The sequence below is a fragment of the Janthinobacterium agaricidamnosum genome (assembly GCF_003667705.1).
In the GTDB taxonomy this organism is placed as follows: Bacteria; Pseudomonadota; Gammaproteobacteria; order Burkholderiales; family Burkholderiaceae_D; genus Janthinobacterium.
Genome location: NZ_CP033019.1, coordinates 3,355,864 through 3,380,590 on the forward strand (window position 1 = coordinate 3,355,864; position 24,727 = coordinate 3,380,590).

Below are 24,727 nucleotides of genomic sequence, written 5' to 3' on the forward strand. Positions count from 1 at the left end.
TCGCGACTTGCGGCCTGCGATGCTCACCGTACTTCAGTACGGTTGCGCTTCTCGGCCACAATTCGCTTCCGCTCGCTACGATTGGATGAACCGTCGTGACGTTCGTTAAAAACGGTTAATTCTGACGTTTGTTGTACGTCATTCAATAGCGCCGCCTGATGTGAGTCAGGCGGCGTTTTTCATTGTGTGCCTCCCGCGCACGCTTGTGCCAGATCAAACGGCTGGGGTATCGGGCTTCTAAGATGGGCGACTCGTGCCCTGTGATGGCTGGCATATGATGCTCAAGGTGTGGCTGGAAATCGTGCAGCAGGCGGCGGCTGGCAGTGGCGCCTTGCTGATGTCGGCCTTGAAGCAGGCTCAGGTAACTATAGCCCGGCGGCACGAAGGTGAGGAAGATGCAGCGGGCATCGTGTTGTTTGCCGAGGCCGATGCCGCGCTGCTGCGAGCACTGCCGGCGCTGTGCTGCCATGCCCGCGTGCTGGCCATTGCCGCCTGCGGCCAGTCCCCCAGCTGCGCGCAACAGCGCGCACTGATGGCGGCAGGCGTGCTCGACGTGCTGCTGTGGCCGGCGGGCAGCGTCGATGCGGGCCCGGTGCTGGCGCGCCTGCAGCGCTGGCAAGCCGTGGCGCAGCTGCTGACGTCCAGCGCCGTGCGCCGGCAGCTGGTGGGCGACAGCGCCGCCTGGAGCGCCCTGCTGCACCAGGTGGTGGAAATGGCCGCCTTCAGCCAGGCGTCGATGCTGATCACGGGTGAAACGGGCACGGGCAAGGATTTACTGGCGCAACTGGTCCACCGCCTCGGCAACTGCAGCGGCGGCTTCATCGTCCTCGACTGCACCACCCTGTCGCCGGAACTGGCGGGCAGCGAACTGTTCGGCCATGAACGGGGCGCCTTTACGGGCGCGGCGGCCGCGCGCGACGGCGCTTTTGCCCTGGCGGACGGCGGCGTGCTCTTCCTCGATGAAGTGGGTGAATTGCCGCTGCCGCTGCAGGCGCAGCTGCTGCGCGCCATCCAGGAGCGCAAATACAAGCGCGTGGGCGGCAATACCTGGCAACCAACCCAGTTTCGCCTCGTCTGCGCCACCAACCGCGAGCTGGAAGACGAAGTGGCGCGCGGCGCCTTTCGCGCCGACCTGTATTACCGCATCGCCGGCTGGCGTTGCCAGACGCCGCCCCTGCGCGAGCGCCAGGACGACATCCTGCCGCTGGCCCGGCATTTCCTCGCCGAACTGGCGCAACAAGAGCCGCCCCCGCTGGACGCCGCCGTGCTCGAATATCTGCTGCTGCGCGATTATCCGGGCAATGTGCGCGAACTGCGCCAGACCGTCACGCGCATCTGGCACCGCCATTGCGGCCCCGGCCCCATCACCATCGGTGCCTTGCCGCCCGAGGAACGGCTGCTGGCGCCGGCCTGGCCCGACCAGCATTTCGAGGCGGCCGTGCGGCGGGCCCTGGCCCAGGGCTGCAAGCTGTCGCACATCACACGCTGCGCCGCCGACGTGGCCATCCGCCTGGTGCTGGCCGAGGAACACGGCAACAACCAGCGCGCCGCCGCCCGCCTGGGCGTGACGGACCGCGCCCTGCAGATACGCCGCAAGGCGGCCGCCTGCACGGCGCAAGCCGCTACTGCCGCGACACCGCTGGCCACGCCAGCCGCCCTGTGATCTGCCTCACGCCAGGCCCGCCAGCCGCAAAAAATTGCCCCCCGTGATCAGCGCCGCATCCAGCGGCGGCAAGCCCAGCAAGTGAATCTTGTGCAATTCCAGCCCCGGATGCAACCAGGGGCCATCCGAGCCGAACAAGACCTTGTGCGGCCCGGCACGGCGCACGGCCTGTTCCAGCAAATCAAAGCGGCGCACGCCCGAGCTGTCCGTATGGATGTTGCGGTGGCGTACCAGATGGTCGATCAGCGCCAGCTGGGCCGCCCAGTCGTCGCCGAAACTGCCCAGGTGGGGCAGGATGAAGTTGACGTCGGGATACTGCTGCGCCAGCAGTTCGGCCACGGCCACCTCGCCGGCCGGGTCGTACAGCACGGGCAGACCGAAGAAACGGGCCGCGTCGCACACTTCGCCGCTGATGCGCGCGTCAAAGCGGTGCGCCTTGATGCCGACAAAACCATAGCGTTCGACGGCCGTGCGCACCAGGTCCATGATGCGGCCCCGGTCGCGCCGCGCATGCACGAAGGCAAAGCCATAAAAACGCTGCGGATCGGAAGCGGCCAGGCGCGCCACGCCGTGGTTGGCAATCGCATAATCGGAGTGGAAGGCGGCGAACAGCACGCTGCGGGCGATGCCGGCCGCCTGGGCCCGGCGCAGGTAGGCGTGCAGCGGCGCATCGCTGTCCCACGGCCCGCTCAAGCCGTCGCCTGGCCCCGCATGGCAGTGACTATCGATGACCAGCGCCATGCCCGCCTCCCTGCGCTCAGTTCCAGTCGCCCATGACGACGATGCGGTTGCCGCGTCGGCGCCAGCGCCCGCTTTCCTCTTCCTGCTGCGGCGCAGGCGAGCGGAAATGCGGCAATTGCTGATGCAAGGCCCGCGTCAGCGCACTCTCGATGGCGCGCGCACTGCCATCGCCGTCGGCCGCCAGACGGGCCGCCTGCCCCGCGATGCGCACGAAGCGGCGCGCCATCTCCAGTTCGCGCTCGGCCGGCGCCTCGGCTTCCATTTCCAGCTCCAGCGCATCGCTGGCCGCGCGCCCCAGGGCGGAACCGAGCGCCGTGCCCACGCCCGGTATCGGTATCATCGAACCGAGAGCGCCGCCGACGAAGGGCAAAGCCGTCTTGGCCACGGCCTTCAAGGCGCCGCCCAGGGGCTTGGCCACCTTGGCGATAGTGGAACCCACTTTCTTGACGCCCTTCCATACGCTCTTGAAGACCTTGCCGAGAAACTGCTCCAGTTCCTCCTCGCTGGCCACTTCCAGCAATTCCATGGCCAGCTGCAATTCCTCCTCTTCGCTCAAGACGGCCGGCGCCGCCCCCTTGCCGGGCCAGTCCGGGCCGAATTCCAGCACTTCAAACGCGGCGCCGGCCCGCTGCCGGCATTGCGCGCATGCGCATTCGAGTTGGTGCATGATGCTCTCCTTCGCAATGATCAAGGCGTGGCTTCCGGGTCCACATTCAGCTCCACATTTCACCGAGCACGGCCAGTTCCAGTTCGCGCCGCTGGTTGGTCAGCACGCCGCGCTGGTTGGCGAACATGTCGTCGTGGATGCGCTGCTCGATGCGGCGCCGCTGCGCCGCCGAGGACAGGGGCGCCACATACACCTGGTGCCCGCTCAGGTCCACGCCCATCATCTGGCCGCACAGCCGGTGCTGCAGCAGGCGCCGGTGCAGGTCGTCCGTCTGGCCGCTGTAGGCGCGGCGGCGCCCGCCCGCATCGAATTCGATCACATACAGGCCCGGCCCCCGGCCATTCGGATCGCGCAAGGCATTGGCCAGCGTCCCCAGCGCCAGGTAATTGAGGGCGGCCGCTTCCGGCACCCGGCCCATGGTGCCGGCCAGGGTCGGCGGGATTTCGCCCTGCTGCTGGCCGTCGTCCTGCCCCTGGTCCTGCCCTTGGTCCTGGTCAGGTTCCGGCTCCTGCTGGTCTCCAAACGCGGGTTCCGCCACGGGATAGGGCGCCGGATAAAGCGTGGGATAGATGGCCGGATAGCCGCCCCAGCCCCGGTAGCGCGGCGGCAGGTAGGACAAGGGCGGCGGCGCGGGGCGTGGGGGCCGACGCGCCGGATTCGCCTGGTAGCGCGGCGGCATGGGGCGGCGCGGGCCGCGCAGTGGGGGCCGCGCGCGCACGCCGCCGCCATAGCGCCCGCTGCCGGGCCGCCAGCGCTCGCCCTCCCACTCGGACTCGGATTCCCCCTCCTGCGCCCACTCCTGCTCCTGCTCCCACTCGTACTCACCTGCCGCTGCCGCTTGCCCCGCAAAGGGCAGCATTTCAAACGCGTCGTTCATATCGCCTCCTCGTGTGATGTTCAAGCAAATTCATCGCCTGCTCCAGTTGCCCGGGCGTCTGATCGGCCCGCAGCAGAAAAGTCAGCGCCCCGGGACCTTCCCCCGCTTGCGCCAGCGCCAGCACGCCCGCCGCGCGCAAGGCTGGCTGCAAGTGGGCGCGTCCGGGCAGGCGCTGCACGGGAAAGCTGCCGCCCCGGCAAGCGATGCCAGACGCCGCCATCCCCGTCCTCCATTGCGCCACCCTGTCCGCCAGCCTCGCGCGCAGCGCGTCGCCGTGGCGCGCATTGAGCGCCACGGCACGCCGCGCGGCCGCCAGCACGGCGGCCGACGGCGGACTGGCATGCACGCGCGTCTGGCTGTGCGCCGCAAAGCGCTGCAACAGGCCGCCGCTGCCCGCCAGCACGGCCAGCGGCACGCCAAAGCCCTTGGCCAGCGAGGCGCCGACGATCAAATGGCCGCCCGCCTCGTCGCAAGCGCCCTGCAAGCCGTGCAGCCGCGCCGAGCCGCCGCCTTGCGCGCCCGCCACGCCCAGCACCTGTGTATCGTCCAGCAGCAGATAGCCGCCGCCCTGGCGCGCCAGGGCCGCATAAGCGGCCAGCGGCAAGACCTGGTCGCTGCCCGGCACATAGCCGTCGGCCAGGATCAACGGACGCCGCCCCTGCCTGCCCCAGGCCGCCGCCAGGCGCCGCAGCGCCGCCATATCGCCGCTGGGAAACAAGCGCAGCGGCAAGCCCAGCGCCTGCGCCCGCTCGGCGCCCCAGCGCGCGATGGCATAGCTGCCGCCATCGACGAGGATCACCAGCCGCTCGGCAGCCAGCATGCCGAACAGGTCCCAGAACAGGTGCAGGGTCGACGGCAGCACGCAAGCGGCCTCGCAGCCTTGCAACGCAGCCAAGTCCGCGGCCAGCGCTTGCGCGCCCGGCGGCTCCCGCAGCGCGGCCGGCTGGCCCAGGGTCAGGCTGCTCCACGGCGTCAGCGAGGCCGCCGGATGGCGCATGCCCAGGTACAGGGCACTGGTAAAGTCGAGCATGCACGCGCCCCGCTCCCGCCCTAGACGCTGCGCAGCTGCTGGCTCAGGCGCTGGCGCAGCAACACCGAAGGCATCGTCGATTCGACCACCGGGTCGCTGCTGTCGACGGACAGATCGACCCCCGTGGCGGCGCGGTAGCCATGGATATAGCCTTGCACTTGCGGCCGCCAGAAGCGCGCCCAGTTGAATGCCTGGGTCGGTTCATAGATATCGCTCCAGTTGCCGTAACGCACGGAAAGCAGCAATTGCTCGCCAAAGATGGCCAGGTTACGGAAATGCATGACGCTCGTGTCCGTCCAGCCCTGCAGTTTCTTCATGGCGTCGACCCTGTCCATCCACGGTTCCGGATACGCCACCATCACGCGCGTGGGCAAAAATTCGCGGAATTCTGGCCGCGCCAGCATCCATTGCTGCATCAGCATCTCGATGCGCGCCGTCGACGGCAAGTCGCCGAACTGGTTGTGCGCGCCCTGCGACAGGATCAGGTGGATCTCCTTGAGTGCATTCAACACGGGGAAGGCATCCGCCTTCACGGTGGTGTCGTCATCCTGCTTGTAGAACGAGGTCAGCAGGCGCAGCAAGTGGTGGAAGGCTTCCAGGAATTTCGAGCGGCTGTCGGCTGGCCGGAAATGCTGCACTGCCTTGCCGTCCAGGCGCACACCGTAGTGATGGTCATACTCGTAGTTCCGGCGCATCACGGTCAGCCGATGCTGTTCATCCTGCGTGTATCCCCACAGTAAATTATTCAGCGGACGCAGCATGTCGATTTCCGTGTTCGACAAAGGATCGAGATGGTTGCCCGGCGCGCGCAAGTTCTGGAAGCGCTGCGCGATGGCGTTCATGGTCTGCACCAGCATGCCCTCTTCATGCCAGTACGACCAGATCAGTTCCAGCAGACAAGGATTGGCCAGCTTTTCCTGGATGATGCCAAAGCACAGGTCGACCTCGCCTTCCTGGCCGCGCGGGATGCTGATGGGGATGTCGGGCAGCTTGCGGCGGATCACGGCCAGGTAGGGCAAGGTCTGGAAGCCGTCGACGTTTTCCAGGTAGTCGTGGCGCAGCACGGTTTCCAGGTCGCGCCCTTGCGGTATGTCGCGGCGGTCCAGGTAGGCGTTGTCCTCGGCCGGATTGAAGGCCAGCGGCTGGTTCAGCACGCCGCAATTGACCATCACGAACGCTTCCGTCGCCACTTTCAGCACGCGGTAGGAGTCGGCATCGGAAAACGGCAGCGCGCGGCGCTGCTTGAGCTGCTGGAACATGTCGGCCTTTTTCACGAAGCGTTCCTGCTCGAAACCCCGTACGCTGGCCAGGTCGCCGCAAAACAGGCTGTCCATAAAATGCAGGTAGTTGGTAAACGACATCGCCTCGGTACTGTTGCGTATCAGGGTCCACAGCGGCAAGTCTTCCGTCGGCTCCGTTTCCGTGCGCGTCAGCGACACGCCCACGTTGCCCGTGATGGGCTGCGGCTGGCGCTCTTCCGTCTCGTATTCCGCGTCGAGCGCCAGCATGGCGTGCGGGCTCAGCCCTTCCGGCACGGGCAAGGCGTTGCGCAGTTCGGGACGCTGCGACAGCATCATCTGTCCCATGAAGCGGTGCATGCCGGCGCGCCGCACTGGCGTGGAAAACGCGTTCGGCGTACCGCGCATGGGCACCCACGGCGCGGCGGCCAGCAGTTGCACCTGGTCGCGCCCGTCGGCGCTCTGATCGCCGTCAAACGAGACGGTGGCGATGGCGCGGTCGCCCACCCTGCCGAACTGACAGTCGCTGGGATGGCAGTCGGCCGTTTCAAACGCCAGCGTCACCTGCGGGTTGAGTTGGGGCGTGAAGCACAATACGGCGCTGCAGCCGGCCTGCACCGTCACGCACTGGGGCGCCGTGGCGGGGAAATTGCCATACACCCCCACGTAACTGCCCGTCATCAGGTCGGTAAACACGGTGCCGCCACGCCCATCCGTCCAGCGCACGCCCACCAGCATGGCGGGATCAGGCACCCAGGTGGCGGCATTGAAGTTGTGGCAATCCGCCTCGGCTCCCCGGTACAGGCTGATGGCGGCATTGACGACCATGGCCCCGCTGTCCTGCTCGTGTACGGTGACCGCGATGCTGCCGCCGTGGTGTTTCGGACCCGCCTGGCCCGCCCCTCTGCTTTTGCTGCTCATCTTGCTGCTCATGTCGTTCTCCTCAATGGATAATCAAACGGGATGCCAGGGGCGGCAGCAACCTGCCGGACTGGCGGCCATGCCGCACGACGTCGGCGCACAGCTCCGACGTGTCCAGGGTGCTGCGCAAGGCCCAGTGGGTCAGCAAACGCCCCAGCAGCTCGCTTTCGTCTTCCGGACTCAAGGTACCGCTGGCGCGCGCCTGGCCCAGCACGGCGAACACCAGGGTCGGCGCGGCCTGGTACATCTGCGCCGGCGCCAGGGTCCAGCTGCGAAACAGCTGCGCCAGCATGGCGGGCTGGCGCGTGTGCACGGCCATGGCTTCGACCAGCGAGCCGCCGCGCAAGGCCGGTGGCCGGTGCTGCACCAGCAAGCCCACGAGGGCCGCCATGCTGGCCTGCAGCTGCTCCAGCAGCCGCTGCCGGGCCGGCGGCAGGCCGGTCAGCGGGTAGTACGACAGCCACAGCTGCTCCAGCCGGTCCCATTGCGGATGCGGATACAAGGCCCGTCCCATGGCACAGCTCAGGCGCACCCGCAGCCATGGCACCGGATGGGGATCGTCGATATTGAGGCGGAAGACAAACACGCGCGGCAGGCTGACCACGCCGATCAGGCCCAGGGTGGCGGCCACGCCGACCCGCGCCAGCGACCAGAAGTCGGCCACGATCTCGGAAATCCACCGCTCCCACAGCTGCCACACGTGCACCAGACCGCTGCCGCCGTGCTGCATGGCTTGCAGCACGGGCCGCAAGGACGCCACCAGGTCCAGCAGCGCCGCGCCCTGGTGGCCCACCTCGTGCACCAGCGACGAGGCGATGCTGCTGCCGATCATGCGTTCGCGCGGCAGGCGGATGATGGCGACGGGATTGTCGCCGCCGCCCGGCAGGCGCGTGCGCGCGCGGCGGATGGCGGCGCCCGGCCCCCGGTCCAGGTAGCAGATCACGGGCGGCGCCTGGTACACATTGCCGGGCAGCGCCAGCGCATCGGCGGCAACGATGTCGAGACCGGCCAGCCAGACGCCCGTCTTGTGCTCGCTGCGCTGCGTGATGACTTCGTTGAACAGGTCGAACTGGGTCAGCGCGGCATTGAATTTCAGGCGCAGAAAGGTGAAGCGGCGCTGCGCCTCGGCGGCGGTGGCCATGCTGGCGCCATCGGCGTGCTCGCGCCGCAGCCAGTGCTGGAACTGGGCCACCATGCGCCGCAATTCACGCCGGCCCTGCACCAGCTGGCTTTCGATGGCCGACTGGGCGCTGGGCATCAGGGCGGCCGCCAGCACCGTCGGCTCGATCAGCGCGAACGGTTCCAGCCGCGCCAGACGCGTCAGCAGCGAGCGCGCCTCCTGCGCCAGCATCCAGGCAGCATAAGCGCCGATGGCCATGATGTCAGACGCCGTACAGGACGATCTTGTGGCCCTGGCGCGCCCAGCGCCCGCTGGAGGGGCGCATGCCCGCCGAGCCCCTTGCCGCGCCGCCCTGCGCCATGGCCCCGCCCGCAGCGGCGCCACTGCCGTTCTGCGTGGCGACCTGGCTGCCGGGGCGGCCCAGCAGGCCGGGCGCGAACTGGCGCGCCGCCGCGCTGGCAGCCGCCTGGGCGATGGCGCGCGGGTCGCCCGAACCGCGTGCCTGCGCGGCGCGGTTGACGGTGTCGGCGGCCAGGCGCACGAACTGCTTGGCGCCCTCGAACTCGCGGTCCTCATTCGACGACGCTTCCGCTTCCAGCCCCAGCGCGCTGCCGGCCGCGGAAGCGAGGCCGCTGCCGATCTTGGCGCCCAGCGGGCCGCCGAAATAGCCGCCGATGGCGCCACCGGCCAGGGGAATCGCCTTTTTCGCTACACCCTTGAGCACGCCGCCGATGGCCTGGCCCACGGGCGACTTGATGATGCCGCCCGCCACCGAGGCGGCCTTGCGCAGGAAATTGCCGAGGAACTGTTCCAGTTCGGCTTCATTGCTGACCGACAGCAGTTCATTGGCCAGTTCCATTTCCTCGGCTTCGGAAAACATGGCGCTCGCGCCACCCTCGCCGCTCCACTCGCCCTGGCCAAACTCGAACTGTTCCGCTTCAAAGCCGGACATCTCCTGCCCGTATTCCAGGGTCGTACGATCTAAGTCATGCATGATGAGCTCCTAAAAGTTAGCACCTCGGTTGACACTACAGCGCCGGACAGACTGGCCGTCCGGCTAACAATCGAGCACGACGATGTGCCCGCCCTCGCGGCGCCAGCGGCCACCGTCCGGTCCTGGCGCTTGCGCCGCCTGCCTGAGCAAGCCTGGCGCCACGCTGCGTGCCACTTGCAACAGGGCCGTTTCCACCCGCGCCCTGGGCGCGCGCGCGCCCGTGCCGCCGTCCTGCGTCAGCGCCGTATTGACGGCATCGATCAGATGCACGACCTGGCGCGCCAGTTCGAATTCCTTGTCTTCCGGGCTCAAGCCCTCCAGTTCCATGCCGAAGATGCCCGCAGCGCGCCGCTTGAGCGCCTGCGGCGAACCGCCATGCAGGGGCAGCAGGGGCGCCACCACCTTGCCCAGCAGCTGGCGCAGCGGCCCTTCCAGCGGCGTGCCGCGCACTTGCTGGCCCGCCGCGGTGGCGCCCAACTGGCGCGCCAGGAACGCGTCGAACTGGGACGGCGCCTGCAATTCCAGCAACTGCGCCGCCAGTGCCAGCTCATCTTCGTGCTGCAGGGACAGCACGCCCGGCGCTTCCGGCAATTCCATTTCGGGACGATAGGCGAGCAGGCGGCTGGTCATGACAGGCTCCGGTGAAAGGCGGGCAGGTGGTCCATGCCTCCCTGACGCAAGGGCCATGCCAGCCGGGTGCAGGGGAAAAACGGGACGCGACGGCGAACGCCTTTTCGCCGATGCGATAAAAACCATGGTTTCCGGCGAAGCTGTTTTCGCCCTGTCCATGAGCTTTCAAACAAGCTTAATTAGAGGGAATTTATTACGTCGCCTATCGACCACAAGCAGGCGTTCGCGTAAAAATATTTTTCCATTTGTAAAAAATAAAGTTCATCAAAATACTATAAAAAATCACTTAACATCGGTCAAAAATGCATTAAATCGAAAAATAGACAAGACGCAAATGTTCTTTTGAGCACGCACTTTCAGTAGGCAGGCAATACAATAACGAGGTCAGATTTTGATTGCCACAAAGAAACTAAATGATCCATCCTACTTTGCGCCGCTTGCTGGCTGCTGTAACACTTCTGAGTTTGCTGAACGCCTGTGGTGGCGGTGGCGGCGACAGCCCGACCGCCACGGTGGCGCCGCCTGCGGAAATGAAGCCGGGCGAGCCGGCAGTTCCCGCAGAAACCGTCCCGCCGCCCCCACTGACCACGCCACCGGCCGCGAAGGTGACGACATTTACGCGCCAGCAGGCGTCACGCTTCCTGGGCCGGGCCACGTTCGGGCCGAATATCGCGGCCATCGATGCACTGGCCGCCAGCGACAGCAACGCCTGGTTCCAGTACCAGTTTTCCAGACCGCAAAGCTTGCATCGCAAATATCTCGATGCGAAATTTCCACCAGCGGACACGACGGCCAGCAAGGCCTTGCCTCAGAATTTTTATGAATCATTCTGGCAGCAGGCCGTAGGCGGCGACGACCAGTTGCGACAACGCACGGCGTTTGCCTTGTCGGAAATTTTCGTCATTTCCACGCAAAACGAAGCCGTGTGGCCGCACGTGCGCGGTGTTGCCAGCTATTACGACATGCTGGGACAACATGCTTTCGGCAACTTCCGCACCTTGCTGCAAGGCGTCGCCACGCATCCGATGATGGGTCTGTATCTGTCGCACCTGCGCAATCAGAAGGAATCGGCAACGCGTACCCCGGATGAGAATTTTGCCCGCGAAATCATGCAGTTATTTACGATCGGCCTGTATCAGCTGAACGCTGACGGCAGCTTGAAATTGTCCGGCGGCAAGCCCATCGATACCTACTCGCGCGACGATGTGAGCGGCCTGGCGAAAGTATTGACAGGCTGGAGCTGGGCCGGACCAGACCAGGCCGCTAACCGTTTCTTTGGCAGCGTGGCCGATCCGGACCGCGACTGGAAACCGATGCAGAATTACACGGCCTTCCATTCCACCGGAGAAAAACGTTTCTTGGGAGTCAGTATTTCGGGCGCCACTACCGGCGAAGCCGACCTGGCGCAAGCCCTCGACACTCTGTTCAACCACCCGAATACAGGCCCCTTCTTCGGCCGCCAGCTGATCCAGCGGCTCGTCACCAGCAATCCCAGCCCCGCCTATGTGGGCCGGGTAGCGGCCGCGTTTGCCAATAATGGCGCTGGCGTGCGCGGCGACATGCAGGCGGTGCTGCGTGCCGTGCTGCTCGATCCGGAGGCGCTGGCCCCGGCCGGCACAACCTTGCGTACGGGGAAATTGCGCGAACCGCTGGTACGCCTGGGCAACTGGATGCGCGCCTTTAACGCCAAGGATGCAGCTTCGCAATACCGCATCTATTACCTGAGCGATCCGCTCACGGGCCTGGGCCAGAATCCCATGAATGCACCCTCCGTCTTCAATTATTTCCGTCCCAGCTATGTCCCGCCCAATTCGCCGCTGGCCGCCGCCAGTCTGGTGGCGCCGGAAATGCAGATCACGGCAGAGCCGTCCGTCACCGGCTATCTGAACTTCATCCAGGACGCCATCAGCGGCGGCGTGGGAGAAAATGCCTCGGTGAAGGCGGACTATGCGGCCGAGCTGGCCCTGGCCGACCAGCCGGCAGCCTTGCTCGACCGCGTCGACCTGCTGCTCTTGGCCGGCAACATGTCGACCAAGCTGCGCGGCACCATCCTATCCACCGTCAATAGCGTGCCGATTCCGGCCGCCACCGGCAGCAATGCCGCACAGGTCAACCTCGCAAGAACCTACCGCGTACGCCTGGCCATCTTCCTGTCGATGGCCTCGCCTGAATACCTGGTCCAGAAATAAGGAAGCCGCATGTCCCATCTCCCCCCTTTTTCCCGCCGCCGCTTCCTCGGCTCCATGCTGAGCCTGGCCGGCAGCACGGCCGCGCCGTTCGCCCTCAACCTGGCAGCCATGGGCCAGGCTGCCGCCCAGTCGGCCGATGACTACAAAGCGCTCGTGTGCCTGTTCATGGCTGGTGGCAACGACGCCTTCAACACGGTGCTGGCAACCGACACATCGTCCTGGAATGAATACACGCGCCTGCGCAACACGGGCAGCAATGATTCGATCCACCTGCCCGCCGTCGGTGCAGCCGGTGGCGTGTTGCCCATCGTGCCGGCCACCGTGCAAGCGGGACGCAGCTTTGCCCTGCATCCCTCCCTCGTTCCGCTGAAAAGCCTGTTCGATGACGGCCGCGCCGCCGTCGTCGCCAATGTGGGCACCCTGATCCAGCCAGTTACCCTGGCGCAATATAAGGCGGGCGGCGTGGCCCTGCCGTCCAAGCTTTTTTCGCATAACGACCAGCAATCGACCTGGCAGTCGGGCCTGCCGGAAGGCGCCAGCGTGGGCTGGGGCGGACGTCTGGGCGACTTGCTTGGCGCGGGCAACAGCAACGCCATGTTCACGGCCGTATCCGCGGCATCGAACGCGCTGTTCCTGAGCGGACGCCAGGTGCGCCAGTTCCAGGTGGGCCAGGCCGGTGCGGTGCCGATTCGCAATATCGATCTCAGCGGCAGCCTGTTCGGCACGGCGCAGGGGCCGGCGGCATTGCGTGAAATCATCACGACGGCCGGCAGCGACCTGATGGAACAGGAACATGTGGCCACGATCGGGCGCGCCATCTCCAGCCAGAGCGTCCTCAGCGGCGCCATGCTGGCGGCCGGCGCGGGGGGCGTGCCGAATCCCCCGCCCTACGTCAATCCGAACACAGGCGCGTCCGGCGTCAATCCGCTGGCCGTGCAATTGCAGACGGTGGCGCGCATCATCGGCGGACGCGGCGCCCTGGGGGTGAAACGGCAAGTATTTTATGTGACCCTGGGCGGCTTCGACACGCATGACCGGCAAAAGGCGCTGCATGCCGACCTGATGGCCCGGCTGGCCCATGCGCTCGCCTACTTCGACACGACCCTGGCGGCCCTGCAGGGCGCGGATCTGCGGCGCCAGGTGACGACCTTTACGGCGTCGGACTTCGGCCGCACCTTCAGCAGCAACGGCGATGGCACGGATCACGGCTGGGGCGCGCACCACTTTGTCGTGGGCGGCGCCGTCAAGGGCCGCGACATCTACGGCACCTTCCCCGTCACGGGCCTGGGCCATGAGCTGGACGTCGGTTCCGGCGCCCTGCTGCCGACCACCTCCGTCGACCAGTACGGCGCCACGCTGGCCAAGTGGTTCGGCGTGGCCGACAGCCAGCTGGCCGAGGTGTTCCCGAACATCGGCAACTTCAGCCGGCGCGACCTGGGGTTCATGACGACAACTTAGCCATTCACGGCGATCGTCAGCGTGACGACGTAGCCATCCGTGGCATTGCCCGTCACCGTGGCCATCTGCAGGCTGGTGCCGTCGCTGAAGACATTGTCGCTGGCATAGCTGATCTGCGCCAGGTTGCGCACGCTGGCCGTGTAGCCGCTGGCCGTGTAGGCCTCATTCAACGTTGCCATTGGAAAAGTGAACTGCGAGGTCTTGATGCGGTTCGAGGCAGAGGCTGCCTTGGCCAGGCTGGGATAGACCTCGACATGCACGTGCGGCATGCGCCCCGCATAGCAGCCGGGAAAGATCGTCGTGAAGCTGAGGTTGCCGGCGCTGTCCGTTTCCTGCACGCCGCGCAGGTAATTTTGCGCCGTCACGCCGCTCGAATACAGCGAATACAGGCCGTCGCGGTCGCAATGCCATACATACACGGCGTAACCGGCCAGGCTGGCGCAGCTGCCGCTGGCGTTAAGCAACTGCAGCTTGATGGTGAGCGGCACACCCGCCGCCACACCCGTGGCGCCGTTAAAACTGGCGCGGATATCGCTGCGCACGACACCCGACTGGTTCAGCACGTTAATGATGCTGCCGCCATAGGTGTTCGTGCCATCGGCAGGATACGGCCCGCCCGTTTCCTCGGGAATCACTGTGCATGCGCCCGTGCTGGGTGTCGTGACCCCAGCGGCGGCGCTGCCTGCCGCCGCGCCGCTGGCGTCCGACCCGCCGCCGCAGCTCATCAGGGGCAAGGTGGCGGCGCCGGCCAGCAGCCAGCGCAGCACCTGTCGCCGCTCGGCCGCCTGTTGCCGCATCATTTCGAGGTCGGATGCCAGACCGTGATCATGTAGTTCCATAGATATTCCATCAAGTGGGGCAAGCCCGCCAAGGCGGGATTCAGGCTGGCGCACAGGTACAGCGCCTGCGTCGCATGGCGCGAGAGCGCCTGCAAGCTGCTGCCCGGACGCAAGGCATGGATGCGCATGCTGGCTCTCCCTGCGCTCGCGCCTGCCGCTTACTCGGAGCGCCGGAGGTCGCGCGGACCCTGGCGGCTGTCGTGCCGCTGCAGCGCCTGCTGGCGCTGTGCCGGCGTCAGCACGGCCAGCAATTGCTGCTCCAGCCGCGCATGCTGCAAGCTGATCTTCGCCATGGCTTGCGCCGCCGTGTTCGCCAGCGCGCTGGCTTGCGCATCATCGTAGGCGCTGGAGGCGGCCAGCGCGCGCAGCTGCTCGTGGGCCTTGAAAGCGATCTTTTCCTGTTCCCGCAGCAAGGGCGCCTGGGCGTAGGTGGCGGCAAAAATTTTATCCTGCTGCGCTTCGCTCAGGTCGATGCCATGCAGGAACGGCGGCAAGCCTGGCGCGCCGGGTCCGCCTGGGCCGTGACGGAAGCCGGACGGCGGCCCCGGCATGGCGCGCGGCGGCGGGCCGGACGGCGCAGCGTCCTGCTGGGCCAGGGCGAGCAGCGGCATGCTGCAGGCGCACAGCAGCAACAGGGATACGGCAATACTCAGGTATTTCATCGGGCGTTCCTTTCGTGGAGATCAGCGCTGATTGTCGGCGTCTGGCGTGTAAAGCAACGTCAGGGCCGCGTAAAAGCGTGTAAAGGAAGCTGCGCAAATGTAAGCGGACGTATGTAAAAGCGGGTAAAAGGGCCCTGAACCGCGCCTGTTGACTGCTATCATCGGGCGATATTCACCCGAAAAAAGCACAGGCATGAGCAAGGTTTTGTTAATCGATGACGACGTGGAACTGGTCGGCATGTTCCAGGAATACCTGACGCAGGAAGGTTTCGATGCCCGCGCCGTGCATGACGGCGAAAGCGGCGCGGCCGAGGCGCTGACGGGCCTGTACGCCATCGCCATCCTCGACGTCATGATGCCGCGCATGAATGGACTGGAAACCCTGCGCCGCATCCGCGCCGGCAGCAATCTGCCCATCCTGATGCTGACGGCGCGCGGCGACGATACGGACCGTATCGTGGGCCTGGAGCTGGGCGCCGACGATTACGTGACGAAACCGTGCACGCCGCGCGAGCTGACGGCGCGCATCCGCGCCATCCTGCGCCGCGCGCAGGCGGCGCCGCACGACAGCTCGGGTCTGGCGCCGCTCACCGTAGGGCAACTGACGATGTGGCCGGAACAGCGCCGCGTTTCCTGGGCCGGCGCGCACCTGGAGCTGACGAGCACGGAATTCAACTTGCTGGAAGTGCTGGTGCGCCATGCGGGCAAGCCCGTAAGCAAGAATCAATTATCGGAACTGGGTCTGGGCCGTCCCATGGCCCGCTTCGACCGCAATATCGACGTGCACTTGAGCAGCCTGCGCCGCAAACTGGGCAGCCTGGCCGATGGCCGCTCCTGCCTGCAGACCGTGTACCGTCTCGGCTACCAGCTGATCAAGGAGTAAGCGTGGGCCGTCTGTTCTGGAAGTTTTTTCTGTGCATCATGCTGGCGCAAGTGACGGCCACCATCGGCATCGGCGGCACCTTCTGGCTGAAAAACCGGGCGGCACAGCAGGAGCGGGCCCTCGACATCGACACCAGTCCGCCCGCGCAAATGATCATCGAGGCCGCCAGCGCCACCCTGGAAGCGGGCGGCAGCCAGGCCTTGCGGCAATTCCTGAGCAAGCTCGAGCGCATGCGCGTGTTTGCCGTCGATGCGCGCGGACACGAACTGATGGGCCGCGCGGTGCATCCCGCCATGCTGGCCAAGGCGCGCGCCATGCTGGAGCAAAGCCAGGCCCATCCCGTCGTGCGCACGGTCACCGGCAGCGACGGCCAGCGCTATCTGCTGTTCCTGCCCTCGTCCGAACGCTTCCGCAATGCCGAAGCGGGCGCCGCGCGCGACACCCTCAATGCCGTCACCCTGAGCGGCCCGCGCGCCATGGGAGCCGGTCCACGGCCCCACGAAGCGGGCACTGCGCCGCCACGCGGCGAATTCGGCCGCGGCCCGCCCCCGCGCATGGACACGCCCTACCGCACCTTCATTCCCCTGGGGGCGGCCATTGCCGCCAGCCTGCTGTTTTCTTTCCTGCTGGCCTGGTATTTTGCGCGCCCCATCCGCGACCTGCGGCAAGCGTTCGAGGCCGCCTCGCACGGCAATCTGGCGCCGCGTTTTCACGCCAGCGGCAAGCGCGGCGATGAATTGACGGACCTGGGCCGCGATTTCGACCGCATGACGGGCCGCTTGCGCAGCCTCATGGATAGCCAGACACGTCTGCTGCATGACGTCTCGCACGAGTTGCGCTCGCCGCTGGCACGCCTGCAGGCCGCCATCGGCCTGGCGCACCAGCAGCCGGAAAAGATGGCCGCCTCGATGCAGCGCATCGAACGCGAAAGCGAACGCATGGATAAACTGATCGGTGAACTGCTGACGCTGTCACGGCTGGAAGCCGGCGCCGGGCAAACGGGAGCCGGGCACATGCACAGCGAAGACGTCAGCATCGCCGACCTCGTGCACGACATCGTGGACGACGCCCGCTATGAGGCGCGGGCACGCCAGTTGAACGTCGAACTGGCGGGCGATGCGGCCATGCCCGACGCCAGCGTCACGGGCCAGCCAGAATTGCTGGCGCGCGCCGTGGAAAACGTGGTGCGCAACGCCGTCAAGCACAGCCCCGATGGCGGCACGGTGGAAGTGGAACTGTCGCGCATGTCCGACTGGCTGCGCATCGCCGTGCTGGACCGGGGCCCCGGCGTGGCTGGCGCGGACCTGGCGCGCATTTTTGAACCGTTCTTCCGCGCCAGTAATACCCAGCACAGCACGGATGGACACGGCCTGGGCCTGGCTATCGCCCGGCACGTCATCAACGCCCATGGCGGCCGCATCGGGGCCAGCTTGCGCAGCGGTGGCGGCTTGTGCGTGGAAATGCTGCTACCCGTCAAAACGCCAGGCTGACCTGTCGGCGAGCCTGGCGCGTGGATGTGTTGTTACGCCTGCGTATCGATGATGCTGCCCAGGGTCGACGCGCTTGACCTGGCGGGACTCGCCACGGTCTCGGCACTGCTGGCCGTTTGGGATTCGCCTTGCGCCGCCTGCTGCGCGGCCGCCGCCTGTAGCTGGGCAATTTGCGCCTGCAAGGCCTGGATTTGCTGCGCCAGCTGCTGCTGCAGCTTTTGCGACGCGTCCGTCTGCTCGCCCTTCTGTGACTCCGTCAACTGTTTTTGCGCCGCCGTGATCTGCTTTTGCAGCGCCGCGATCTGCGCACTGCTGCCCGCACTGGCGCTGCCGGCCGCGCCGACTGCGCTGCCGGAACCGATTGCCGCTACCATATTGCCTCCCTGATTATTCAACACCTTATTATCGGCGCGCAAGGTACTCAATACAGGGCGGCAAGTGTAAAGGCGGGTAAAGCCATGTAAAGACGCCGCGCGCACCATCCGATTGCACGCCAGCAAGAAAAACTGGCACACTGGCGCTTCCTGCCTTGACCACGATCCATGATGATGACGCCCCTGCTGCCCGCCCTGCCCGACCTCGTGCCCCGCCAACGCTGCGGCGTGATCGAGTTTCCCGTCCACCACATGCGTGGCGGCACGTCGACGGGCCTGGTCTTGCACGGGACCTGCGTGCCGGCCGAGCAAACGCTGCGCGAGGAATTGCTGCGCCACCTGATGGGCGTGCCCCAGTCCGGCCGGCAGCCGGGCAACCGGCAAATCACGGGCCTGGGTCGGGGCACGCCCACCAGCAATAAAGTCTTCCTCGCCGAGGTGGAACAGCATGCGGGCCAGCCGCGCCTGGTCAGCACCCTGGCCCAGCTGGCTGGCGAACACGGCGATATCGACTGGAGCGTGAACTGCGGCAATATGTCGTCCGCCCTGCAACTGTGGGGGCTGGACAGCGGCGTGATCGAGGCACTGGCCATCGGCGCGCACGATATCGATATCCGCAACACCAACACGGGCGTCATCACCACCTCGCGCATGGCGCGCGAACGCGACGGCAGCTTTACGGCCGCCAGCATTCCTGGCGTGACCGGCAACTTCCCCCGCGTGGACCTGTTCCTGCGGCAGCCGGCAGGCGCCAAGACGGGAAAATTATTACCAACAGGCAATGCGCAGGATGTGGTGCACGGTTATGTGGTCTCGTGCGTGGATGTGGCCGTGCCCATGGTCATCGCGCCAGCGAGCCAGTTCGGCAAGACGGCGCACGAGTCCATCGCGGAACTGGAAGCGGATACGGCTTTCATGCAGGCGATCCGCCAGGTGTGGAGCGCGGCGGGACTGCTGATGGGCTTGCGCAAGCGCGATGGCGGGTTGATGACGTTGGCGGAACTGGAACGCAGCGAAACCATCCCCAAGTTCTGCATCGTGGGGCCGGCGGCGGAAGAGGGAAATATTGCGGTGCGTTACTTTACGCCGCAATCGGGCCACGCCTCGCTGGCGGTCTCGGGAGGCTGCTGCCTGGCGGCCGCTTGCCTGATACCGGGCACGGTGGCGCATGCGCTGGCGCGCGGCGTGCCGCCAGTCAAGCAAGCGGAAACAGAGATGGAACTGGGCCTAGCCAACCCGGCCGGCATCCTGGACACCACCATCGTGGCGCGCCAGGACGCGGTGACGGGCAACATCGCCATCGACGGTGCGGCCTACCGGCGCAGCGCGCAAATCTTGCTGCGCGGCCATGTTCCCCTGTACCAGCCGTCAACCGCGCTGAAGGCGTGGCTGCTGAAACAGATTTAAAGCAGGACTGGCGCCCCGCCCGTTCAAGCAATCAATCAGGTCTTCGGCAATGTCACGCCGACCTGGCCCTGGTATTTGCCGCCGCGGTCCTTGTACGAGGTTTCGCACACTTCGTCGGATTCGAAAAACAGCACTTGCGCCACGCCTTCGTTGGCGTAGATTTTCGCCGGCAACGGTGTCGTATTCGAAAACTCCAGGGTCACATAGCCTTCCCATTCCGGTTCGAACGGGGTGACGTTGACGATGATGCCGCAGCGCGCATACGTGCTCTTGCCCAGGCAAATCGTCAAGACGTTGCGGGGAATGCGGAAATATTCCACGGTACGGGCCAGCGCGAACGAATTCGGCGGGATGATGCAATAGCCCTTGCCCGACACATCGACGAAGTTATTCGCGTCAAAATCCTTGGGATCGACGATGGTGGTGTTGATGTTGGTAAACAACTTGAACTCGTCGGCGCAACGGATGTCATAGCCATAGCTGGAGGTGCCGTAGGAAACGATGCGGTTGCCGTCGCGTTCCTTGACCTGGCCCGGTTCGAACGGCTCGATCATGCCCGTTGTTTCCGCCATGCGGCGTATCCATTTATCGCTTTTAATCGTCATCGCAGGGGTATCTTTCTAGAATATCGAATGGCTGGGGCGGCGCGCCAGGTGCAGGCGCGGCCCGAATGGCAGGATTTTACGCGAAAATCCGCCGCTGTTGGCCCCCATCCCCTGAAAATCCTTGGCGGAAGGCTATTGTTTCGACAGCAATGCCGTGATCATCTCGCGCACCACTTGCGCCGTCAGTTCCGGGTTTTCCATGGGAAACAGATGGCCGCCCGGCACCTGGCGGAAAAACTTGCCGACCAGCTTGCGCGTGGCCGTCAAGCCCGCCTGGCGGCATTCCACCGATTCCGTGCCGCCGATAAAGCCGATGGGCACGGGAAACCCATCCTTGACGAGGCCGCCGATATGGTGCGGCAAGCTGCGGTAGACCTGCGTTTCCACTTCGCGCGTAAAACGCAGCTGCACCCCGTCCGGATGGGGAGCCAGGCCGCTGTCGATGTAATCGCGCAAGACTTGCGGCGCCCAGATGGCGAACATGTCCTTGGCCGCGAAGTGTTCATACGCGGCTTGCGCATCGGGCCACAGCTTGCGCCGCCGGGCGGAAAAACGCGAGGGGGAAAACCGCTCGCCCAGCGCCGTGTTGCGCGCCAGGCGCACCAGCAAGGCGCGCCAGCCCGCCACCACGGGCGAATCGAGCAAGACCACGCAACGCACCAGGTCGGGCCGCTGCTTGGCCACCATCACGCTGAGCATGCCGCCCAGCGAATGGCCGACGAGGATCACGGGCGCGCTGTAGCGGCGCTCCAGGTCGTCGATGTACTCGCGCACCAGCTCGGGCCAGCCCGTGCTGACGGGGTAATCCGGATCGTGCGCATGCATGTCGAGCGCCTGCACGGTGTAGTGCTGGCCCAGCAAGCCGAACAGCTTGCGGTAGGTGCCGGCAGGGTAACTGTTGGCGTGGGCAAAGTGCAGTTGCGGGAGGGTCATCGTGGGACGGTGCCGGTGAATGCGATAGGCAATTGTAATGGCATGCCGGCAAGACGGATCAGAGGAAGACCTCTAATTTGCGAGCTGGCAGCGGGCGCGCTGGCGCCATGCCGGGCACGAACGAGGCCAGTACTTCGCCCAGCTCGGCGTTGGAATCGACCACGCAAAAAGCATCGTCAAACGCATGGTGACAGTTCATGGGATTGCGCACGACGATGCACTCCAGCCCGGCCGCCCTGGCGGCGCGCAAGCCGCGCGGCGAGTCTTCGACGGCCACGCAGTCGGCGGCGGCCAGGCCAAGGCGCTGCAAGCCCAGCTGGTAGCCGTCGGGCGCCGGCTTGCTCTCGCCATACATTTCGCGCGTCAGCACGAAGTCGAAGTGGCTGAGCAAGCCCGTGGCCGCATGGCTGATGCGGAAATGTTGCTCATAGGCGCTGGTGACGACGCCCATGGCCACATGCGGGCGCAGCGCCGCCAGCACTTGCCCGATGCCGGGGATGGCCAGCTGCCCCGCCTGGCGCAGGCGTTGCGCAAACAGCTCGGTGCGCTCGGCCCGCAGGCGCTCGACCAGCTCAATGCTGTGCCCCTGCCCCAGCAGCAGATGCCAGGCGCCGTAGTTATTGTCCAGGAACCAGTCAAAAAATTGCTTCGGCGTCAAGTCTATGCCGTAGGGCAAGAGCAAGTCGCGGTTGCTTTCGTAAAACAGCTGTTCGGTATCGACCAGCACGCCATCGTTGTCCCACAGCACGCCCCGGATGGTTTTCATGGCTTGTTGTCGTTCAAAAACTTACTTGAAGAAAATGTCGTAGGACAACTTCACGATCAGCAGCACCAGCAGCACGAGGAAGAGGATGCGCACGAAGGCGGCGCCGCGGCGCACGGCGATCCAGGTGCCCGTCAGGGCGCCCAGGATATTGCACACGGCCATGGGCGCTGCCACCGCGTAGACCACGTGGCCGGCGGGAATGAAGAAGGCCAGCGCGGCCACGTTGGTGGCGATATTCACCAGTTTCGAGCAGGCCGAGGCGAGGATGAAATCGAAGCCGAAGACGCGGATGAACAGGAAAATCAAAAAACTGCCCGTGCCCGGCCCGAACAGACCGTCATAAAAGCCGATGGCGCCACCGATGACGATGGCGAGGATGCGCTCACGGGGGCCGATGGGGCGCGCTTCGCGCGTCGTGCCGAAATCCTTCTTGATGAAGGTGTAGATGGCCATGATGATGATCAACACCAGCACCATTGGGCGCACCACTTGCTGCGGCACGTAGGACACGGCGGCCGCGCCGATGAAGGACATGACGAAGGCGCTGGCCACGGCCGGCAGCACCAGCAGCCACGGGATGTGGACCTTGCCGACAAACGAGCGGGCGGCAAACGTGGTGCCGCAGGCGGACGCCAGTTTATTCGTGCCCAGCAAGGAGGTCGACGCCATGTTCGGCATCAGGTTGAACAGGGCCGGCAGCTGTATCAGCCCGCCCCCGCCCACGGCGGCATCGATCAGGCCGGCAAAGAAGGCAAATAAACACAGCAGCGAGATGGTCAGCATGATAGGCAATATGGAATGGGCGACAGCGGCAGTATAGGCGTCAGGCACTTTTTCGGATGCAACTTCAAATTGCGGAAAACGCAATCAGGCGTAACGCTTGACGGAATGCGCCCCGTGCGGTCTACTGGCCTCTTTTGCCGGGAGTCACGCGATGTCGATGAAACTGATGTGGGAGATCCGCGCCTTTTGCACCGTGGTGGAAAAGCGCAGCTTCATCCATGCGGCGCGCATGCTGGGACGCTCGCCGTCGGCCGTCACGCGCGCCATCCAGTTCCTCGAAGACGCCATCGGCGCCGAGCTGATCCTGCGCACGCAAAAGCAGTTCACCCTGACGACGGCCGGCGAGACCTATTACGCGTCGGCCAAGCACTTGCTGGAAACGCAGGCCGAGGCGGAAGAGCAGCTGGCAGAGCTGAGCAACTCGCCGCAAGGCTGGGTGCGCCTCTCGGCGCCGGAAATTTTGTCGCTGGGCTTCCTGCCGAAAGTGGTGGCGCAATTTTCGCGCGACTATCCGAACGTGTCCGTGGACATCCATTTCTCGGACAAATCGATCGACCCCATCCAGGAAAAGCTCGATTTCGCCATCCGCGGCGCCTTCCCCCAGTCGAGCGAGCTGATCGGCTATCCCCTGTGGAACTACCGCCGCTACATGTACGCCTCGCCCGACTATATCGCCCGCATGGGCGCGCCCGAGGAACCGGAAGAGCTGGCCGGCCACGACATCATCATGCACTCGGCTCCCCGCATCCTGCGCGACTGGCATTTCGTTTCCACCGAGCGCAACGTGCGCTACCAGGTGCAGCCCCGCTTCCGCTTCACTTCCGGCATCGCCACCTTCCAGGCGGCCCTGGAAGGCGCCGGCATCGTGCGCCTGGCCAGCTGGCTGGCCGAGCCGTTTGTCGCCGCCGGCACCTTGCGCCGGGTCTGCACGGCATACCGGCTGACGTCATCTAAGGAGCTGGACCCGAGCATCCATGCCGTGTATGGCACGTCGAGGATGGCCAAGGGGGCCCGGCTGTTTCTGGAATATGTGCGGCAGCGAGGGCTGGAAATACCCGATGAACGGGCAAGTTAGCATCTATTTCGCGGCGATGACGTCGCTATACACGGCGAACTGCGCGCCATCGAAAACAAAGGCGGCCACCTCGCGCATGCCCAGTCGTTCATGCGCACGCAGCGAGCCGATATTGTCGCGCCGGATGAACAGCACCGCCTCCGCACCCCCATGCCGCGCGCGCATGGCAGAGTACAGCAGCACCAGCAAGCCCTGCCCCCGCTCCGAGTCCGCGATGCAGACGGGGCCATACACGTAGGCCTTGTCACTTCCCCGATACGCGGCCAGCATGGCCAGCACCACGGGCGCCTGCGCGGTGGCAGCTGCATCGCTGAACAACACGCCAACGACAGGCCCGTCCGCTGCGCGCCGCGCCACAATGACGGGCGATTCGCCATCCGCCATGCTGGCCACCTTGTCGCGCGAAAACTCGCCCGTCAGGCTGCCGCCCCGCGAGGGGGAATTAGCTTGCAACAAGGTCGTGATGGCGTCGATGTCGGCGGCCTGGGCCAGGCTGATCAGATAATGGCTGCTTAAATGTAACAATCAACGCTCCTCGATTGGGTTCTTCCGTTGAGATGCTGCTGAAGCGAATATGAAAACAGCTAGTGTGCAACTGCACAGTCCGCCACCTTGCTGGCCTTGGCGGCATCGGCCACCTGTACGGCGCTGCGCTTGACATCTCCCCACAGGTAAAAGATAAGAAAAATTCCCACCAGTGGAAAAATAAAGTGCAGGACCTCGTACTTTTTTTGCGGTGCAGGACACTCTTCGCCAGCGCAGCTCTTCTTTCGCCATAGCCCCACCACGCCGTAGCGACATAAATAAATAACTGCGTTCATCGTCACTGCGAGTATCCACACTATCGAAATAATAAGGAGGCTGAATAACCATTGTCCGATATTCGGCAGAAAACTCTTCGTCAGCACGTCCGAAAAGACGAGCGACAATAACATCCCGGTGCTAATTGACACTGTATGCGAGATGCCATGTATGACAGGCACCAGCACTTTCTGCCTGAAAAAATGCCCCCACTCGGCAGTCAACAACATGGTGCATGCCGCCAGAAAAAGGACAAGATTGAACAAGGGTGCTGGAATATCCTGGTAATGCACAATGAATTTGCGCTGTAGCGATTTGGCCATGTCATTGACAGGCTGATCAATCGTAAATTGCAATCCAAACAAGATCAAGCCAGTAAACAAGCCGCTCGCGATACCAATACCCGTATGCTGTATCGCCTGCGCCAACGCTGGCGAAATCCCCTCCACATAACGTAACCCCTGATCCCACCGAATCGAACGCAAGCGCCGGTAAGCAGCGTCGGCCTTCGCCAACCAGCGCTCGAAGGGATTGCATTCATCGCACATAATGGGTCTCCTGTCCGGCATCCGATGAGGCGC

The 24,727-nt window shown here is 65.2% G+C and carries 26 protein-coding genes; 8 read left to right on the forward strand and 18 right to left on the reverse strand.

The genetic code is table 11. The features are described 5' to 3' along the window. The first annotated feature begins 274 nt into the window (after positions 1-274). A complete protein-coding gene (locus tag D9M09_RS15200) occupies positions 275-1,663 on the forward strand; it encodes a sigma-54-dependent transcriptional regulator (protein WP_205602258.1) in 1,389 nt (462 codons plus the stop codon). A gap of 6 nt (positions 1,664-1,669) precedes the next feature. Here the strand turns inward: D9M09_RS15200 and D9M09_RS15205 are convergent, their stop codons facing one another. From D9M09_RS15205 to D9M09_RS15245, 8 genes are all read right to left on the reverse strand, one after another. Continuing rightward, positions 1,670-2,404 carry an amidohydrolase family protein gene (locus tag D9M09_RS15205; protein WP_240453383.1) on the reverse strand — a complete coding sequence of 245 codons (735 nt, stop codon included), beginning with the start codon at positions 2,402-2,404 and terminating at the stop codon, positions 1,670-1,672. A 16-nt stretch (positions 2,405-2,420) separates the two neighbouring features. Then, positions 2,421-3,071 carry a hypothetical protein gene (locus D9M09_RS15210; RefSeq protein ID WP_162995705.1) on the reverse strand — a complete coding sequence of 217 codons (651 nt, stop codon included), beginning with the start codon at positions 3,069-3,071 and terminating at the stop codon, positions 2,421-2,423. 46 nt (positions 3,072-3,117) lie between these two features. After that, a complete protein-coding gene (locus D9M09_RS15215; protein WP_121669781.1) occupies positions 3,118-3,948 on the reverse strand; it encodes a GIY-YIG nuclease family protein in 831 nt (276 codons plus the stop codon). Further along, positions 3,932-4,978: an aminotransferase class I/II-fold pyridoxal phosphate-dependent enzyme gene (locus D9M09_RS15220; RefSeq protein ID WP_121669782.1), complete on the reverse strand. Its 1,047-nt coding sequence runs from the start codon at positions 4,976-4,978 to the stop codon at positions 3,932-3,934. Before D9M09_RS15220 ends, D9M09_RS15215 begins: the two co-directional genes overlap by 17 nt. A gap of 20 nt (positions 4,979-4,998) precedes the next feature. Further along, entirely contained in the window at positions 4,999-7,149 is a 2,151-nt protein-coding gene (locus tag D9M09_RS15225) for a hypothetical protein (RefSeq protein ID WP_121669783.1), read from the reverse strand. A 10-nt stretch (positions 7,150-7,159) separates the two neighbouring features. After that, on the reverse strand, positions 7,160-8,464 hold the full coding sequence (locus D9M09_RS29680) for a hypothetical protein (RefSeq protein WP_368858626.1): 1,305 nt from the start codon (positions 8,462-8,464) through the stop codon (positions 7,160-7,162). Between the two features lie 55 nt (positions 8,465-8,519). Further along, positions 8,520-9,251 carry a hypothetical protein gene (locus tag D9M09_RS15240; protein ID WP_121669784.1) on the reverse strand — a complete coding sequence of 244 codons (732 nt, stop codon included), beginning with the start codon at positions 9,249-9,251 and terminating at the stop codon, positions 8,520-8,522. A gap of 63 nt (positions 9,252-9,314) precedes the next feature. Then, the gene (locus tag D9M09_RS15245; protein WP_070224459.1) at positions 9,315-9,881 is read right to left on the reverse strand and encodes a hypothetical protein; all 567 of its coding nucleotides are present in this window, start codon (positions 9,879-9,881) and stop codon (positions 9,315-9,317) included. Here D9M09_RS15245 and D9M09_RS29060 point away from each other — a divergent pair. From D9M09_RS29060 to D9M09_RS15255, 3 genes are all read left to right on the forward strand, one after another. Further along, entirely contained in the window at positions 9,880-10,227 is a 348-nt protein-coding gene (locus D9M09_RS29060) for a hypothetical protein (protein WP_162995706.1), read from the forward strand. The genes D9M09_RS15245 and D9M09_RS29060 overlap by 2 nt on opposite strands. Positions 10,228-10,294: 67 nt before the next feature. Then, positions 10,295-12,070: a DUF1800 domain-containing protein gene (locus D9M09_RS15250; RefSeq protein WP_121669785.1), complete on the forward strand. Its 1,776-nt coding sequence runs from the start codon at positions 10,295-10,297 to the stop codon at positions 12,068-12,070. Positions 12,071-12,079: 9 nt separating this feature from the next. Continuing rightward, entirely contained in the window at positions 12,080-13,528 is a 1,449-nt protein-coding gene (locus D9M09_RS15255; protein WP_070291603.1) for a DUF1501 domain-containing protein, read from the forward strand. Here D9M09_RS15255 and D9M09_RS15260 read toward each other — a convergent pair. From D9M09_RS15260 to D9M09_RS15265, 3 genes are read right to left on the reverse strand one after another with little or no spacing between them, the layout of a single operon-like run. Continuing rightward, positions 13,525-14,367, reverse strand: coding sequence for an intradiol ring-cleavage dioxygenase (locus D9M09_RS15260; protein ID WP_121669786.1), 843 nt, complete (start codon positions 14,365-14,367; stop codon positions 13,525-13,527). The two genes, D9M09_RS15255 and D9M09_RS15260, sit on opposite strands and share 4 nt — an antisense overlap. Beyond that, the gene (locus tag D9M09_RS29065) at positions 14,325-14,495 is read right to left on the reverse strand and encodes a hypothetical protein (protein ID WP_162995707.1); all 171 of its coding nucleotides are present in this window, start codon (positions 14,493-14,495) and stop codon (positions 14,325-14,327) included. The genes D9M09_RS15260 and D9M09_RS29065 overlap by 43 nt, the downstream gene beginning before the upstream one ends. A 30-nt stretch (positions 14,496-14,525) precedes the next feature. Further along, positions 14,526-15,029: a Spy/CpxP family protein refolding chaperone gene (locus D9M09_RS15265; protein ID WP_121669787.1), complete on the reverse strand. Its 504-nt coding sequence runs from the start codon at positions 15,027-15,029 to the stop codon at positions 14,526-14,528. Between the two features lie 193 nt (positions 15,030-15,222). Between D9M09_RS15265 and D9M09_RS15270 the strand changes: the two genes are divergently transcribed. Continuing rightward, complete coding sequence (locus tag D9M09_RS15270) at positions 15,223-15,912, forward strand: response regulator transcription factor (protein WP_070224464.1); 690 nt, start codon at positions 15,223-15,225, stop codon at positions 15,910-15,912. 2 nt (positions 15,913-15,914) lie between these two features. Next, positions 15,915-17,402 carry a sensor histidine kinase gene (locus D9M09_RS15275; RefSeq protein WP_121669788.1) on the forward strand — a complete coding sequence of 496 codons (1,488 nt, stop codon included), beginning with the start codon at positions 15,915-15,917 and terminating at the stop codon, positions 17,400-17,402. A 32-nt stretch (positions 17,403-17,434) separates the two neighbouring features. Here the strand turns inward: D9M09_RS15275 and D9M09_RS15280 are convergent, their stop codons facing one another. After that, on the reverse strand, positions 17,435-17,776 hold the full coding sequence (locus D9M09_RS15280) for a FlxA-like family protein (protein ID WP_162995708.1): 342 nt from the start codon (positions 17,774-17,776) through the stop codon (positions 17,435-17,437). Between the two features lie 168 nt (positions 17,777-17,944). On the opposite strand from D9M09_RS15280, the gene D9M09_RS15285 reads away from it, so the two are divergent. Then, positions 17,945-19,183, forward strand: coding sequence for a PrpF domain-containing protein (locus tag D9M09_RS15285; protein ID WP_240453384.1), 1,239 nt, complete (start codon positions 17,945-17,947; stop codon positions 19,181-19,183). Between the two features lie 35 nt (positions 19,184-19,218). Here D9M09_RS15285 and dcd read toward each other — a convergent pair whose 3' ends face one another. From dcd to D9M09_RS15305, 4 genes are all read right to left on the reverse strand, one after another. Further along, on the reverse strand, positions 19,219-19,788 hold the full coding sequence (dcd, locus tag D9M09_RS15290) for a dCTP deaminase (protein WP_034755486.1): 570 nt from the start codon (positions 19,786-19,788) through the stop codon (positions 19,219-19,221). Between the two features lie 132 nt (positions 19,789-19,920). Next, on the reverse strand, positions 19,921-20,721 hold the full coding sequence (locus D9M09_RS15295) for an alpha/beta fold hydrolase (RefSeq protein WP_121669790.1): 801 nt from the start codon (positions 20,719-20,721) through the stop codon (positions 19,921-19,923). 58 nt (positions 20,722-20,779) lie between these two features. Beyond that, positions 20,780-21,487 carry an HAD family hydrolase gene (locus D9M09_RS15300; protein ID WP_121669791.1) on the reverse strand — a complete coding sequence of 236 codons (708 nt, stop codon included), beginning with the start codon at positions 21,485-21,487 and terminating at the stop codon, positions 20,780-20,782. Between the two features lie 21 nt (positions 21,488-21,508). Then, entirely contained in the window at positions 21,509-22,270 is a 762-nt protein-coding gene (locus D9M09_RS15305; RefSeq protein WP_034756294.1) for a sulfite exporter TauE/SafE family protein, read from the reverse strand. A gap of 151 nt (positions 22,271-22,421) precedes the next feature. Here D9M09_RS15305 and D9M09_RS15310 point away from each other — a divergent pair, with 151 nt between their 5' ends. Continuing rightward, positions 22,422-23,345: a LysR family transcriptional regulator gene (locus tag D9M09_RS15310; protein ID WP_070291595.1), complete on the forward strand. Its 924-nt coding sequence runs from the start codon at positions 22,422-22,424 to the stop codon at positions 23,343-23,345. Between the two features lie 3 nt (positions 23,346-23,348). Here D9M09_RS15310 and D9M09_RS15315 read toward each other — a convergent pair whose 3' ends face one another. Together D9M09_RS15315 and D9M09_RS15320 are read right to left on the reverse strand one after the other, a co-directional pair. Beyond that, on the reverse strand, positions 23,349-23,870 hold the full coding sequence (locus D9M09_RS15315) for a GNAT family N-acetyltransferase (RefSeq protein ID WP_083287881.1): 522 nt from the start codon (positions 23,868-23,870) through the stop codon (positions 23,349-23,351). A gap of 59 nt (positions 23,871-23,929) precedes the next feature. Continuing rightward, positions 23,930-24,694, reverse strand: a complete 765-nt coding sequence (locus D9M09_RS15320) for a hypothetical protein (RefSeq protein ID WP_121669792.1) — start codon at positions 24,692-24,694, stop codon at positions 23,930-23,932. Positions 24,695-24,727 lie beyond the last annotated feature (33 nt).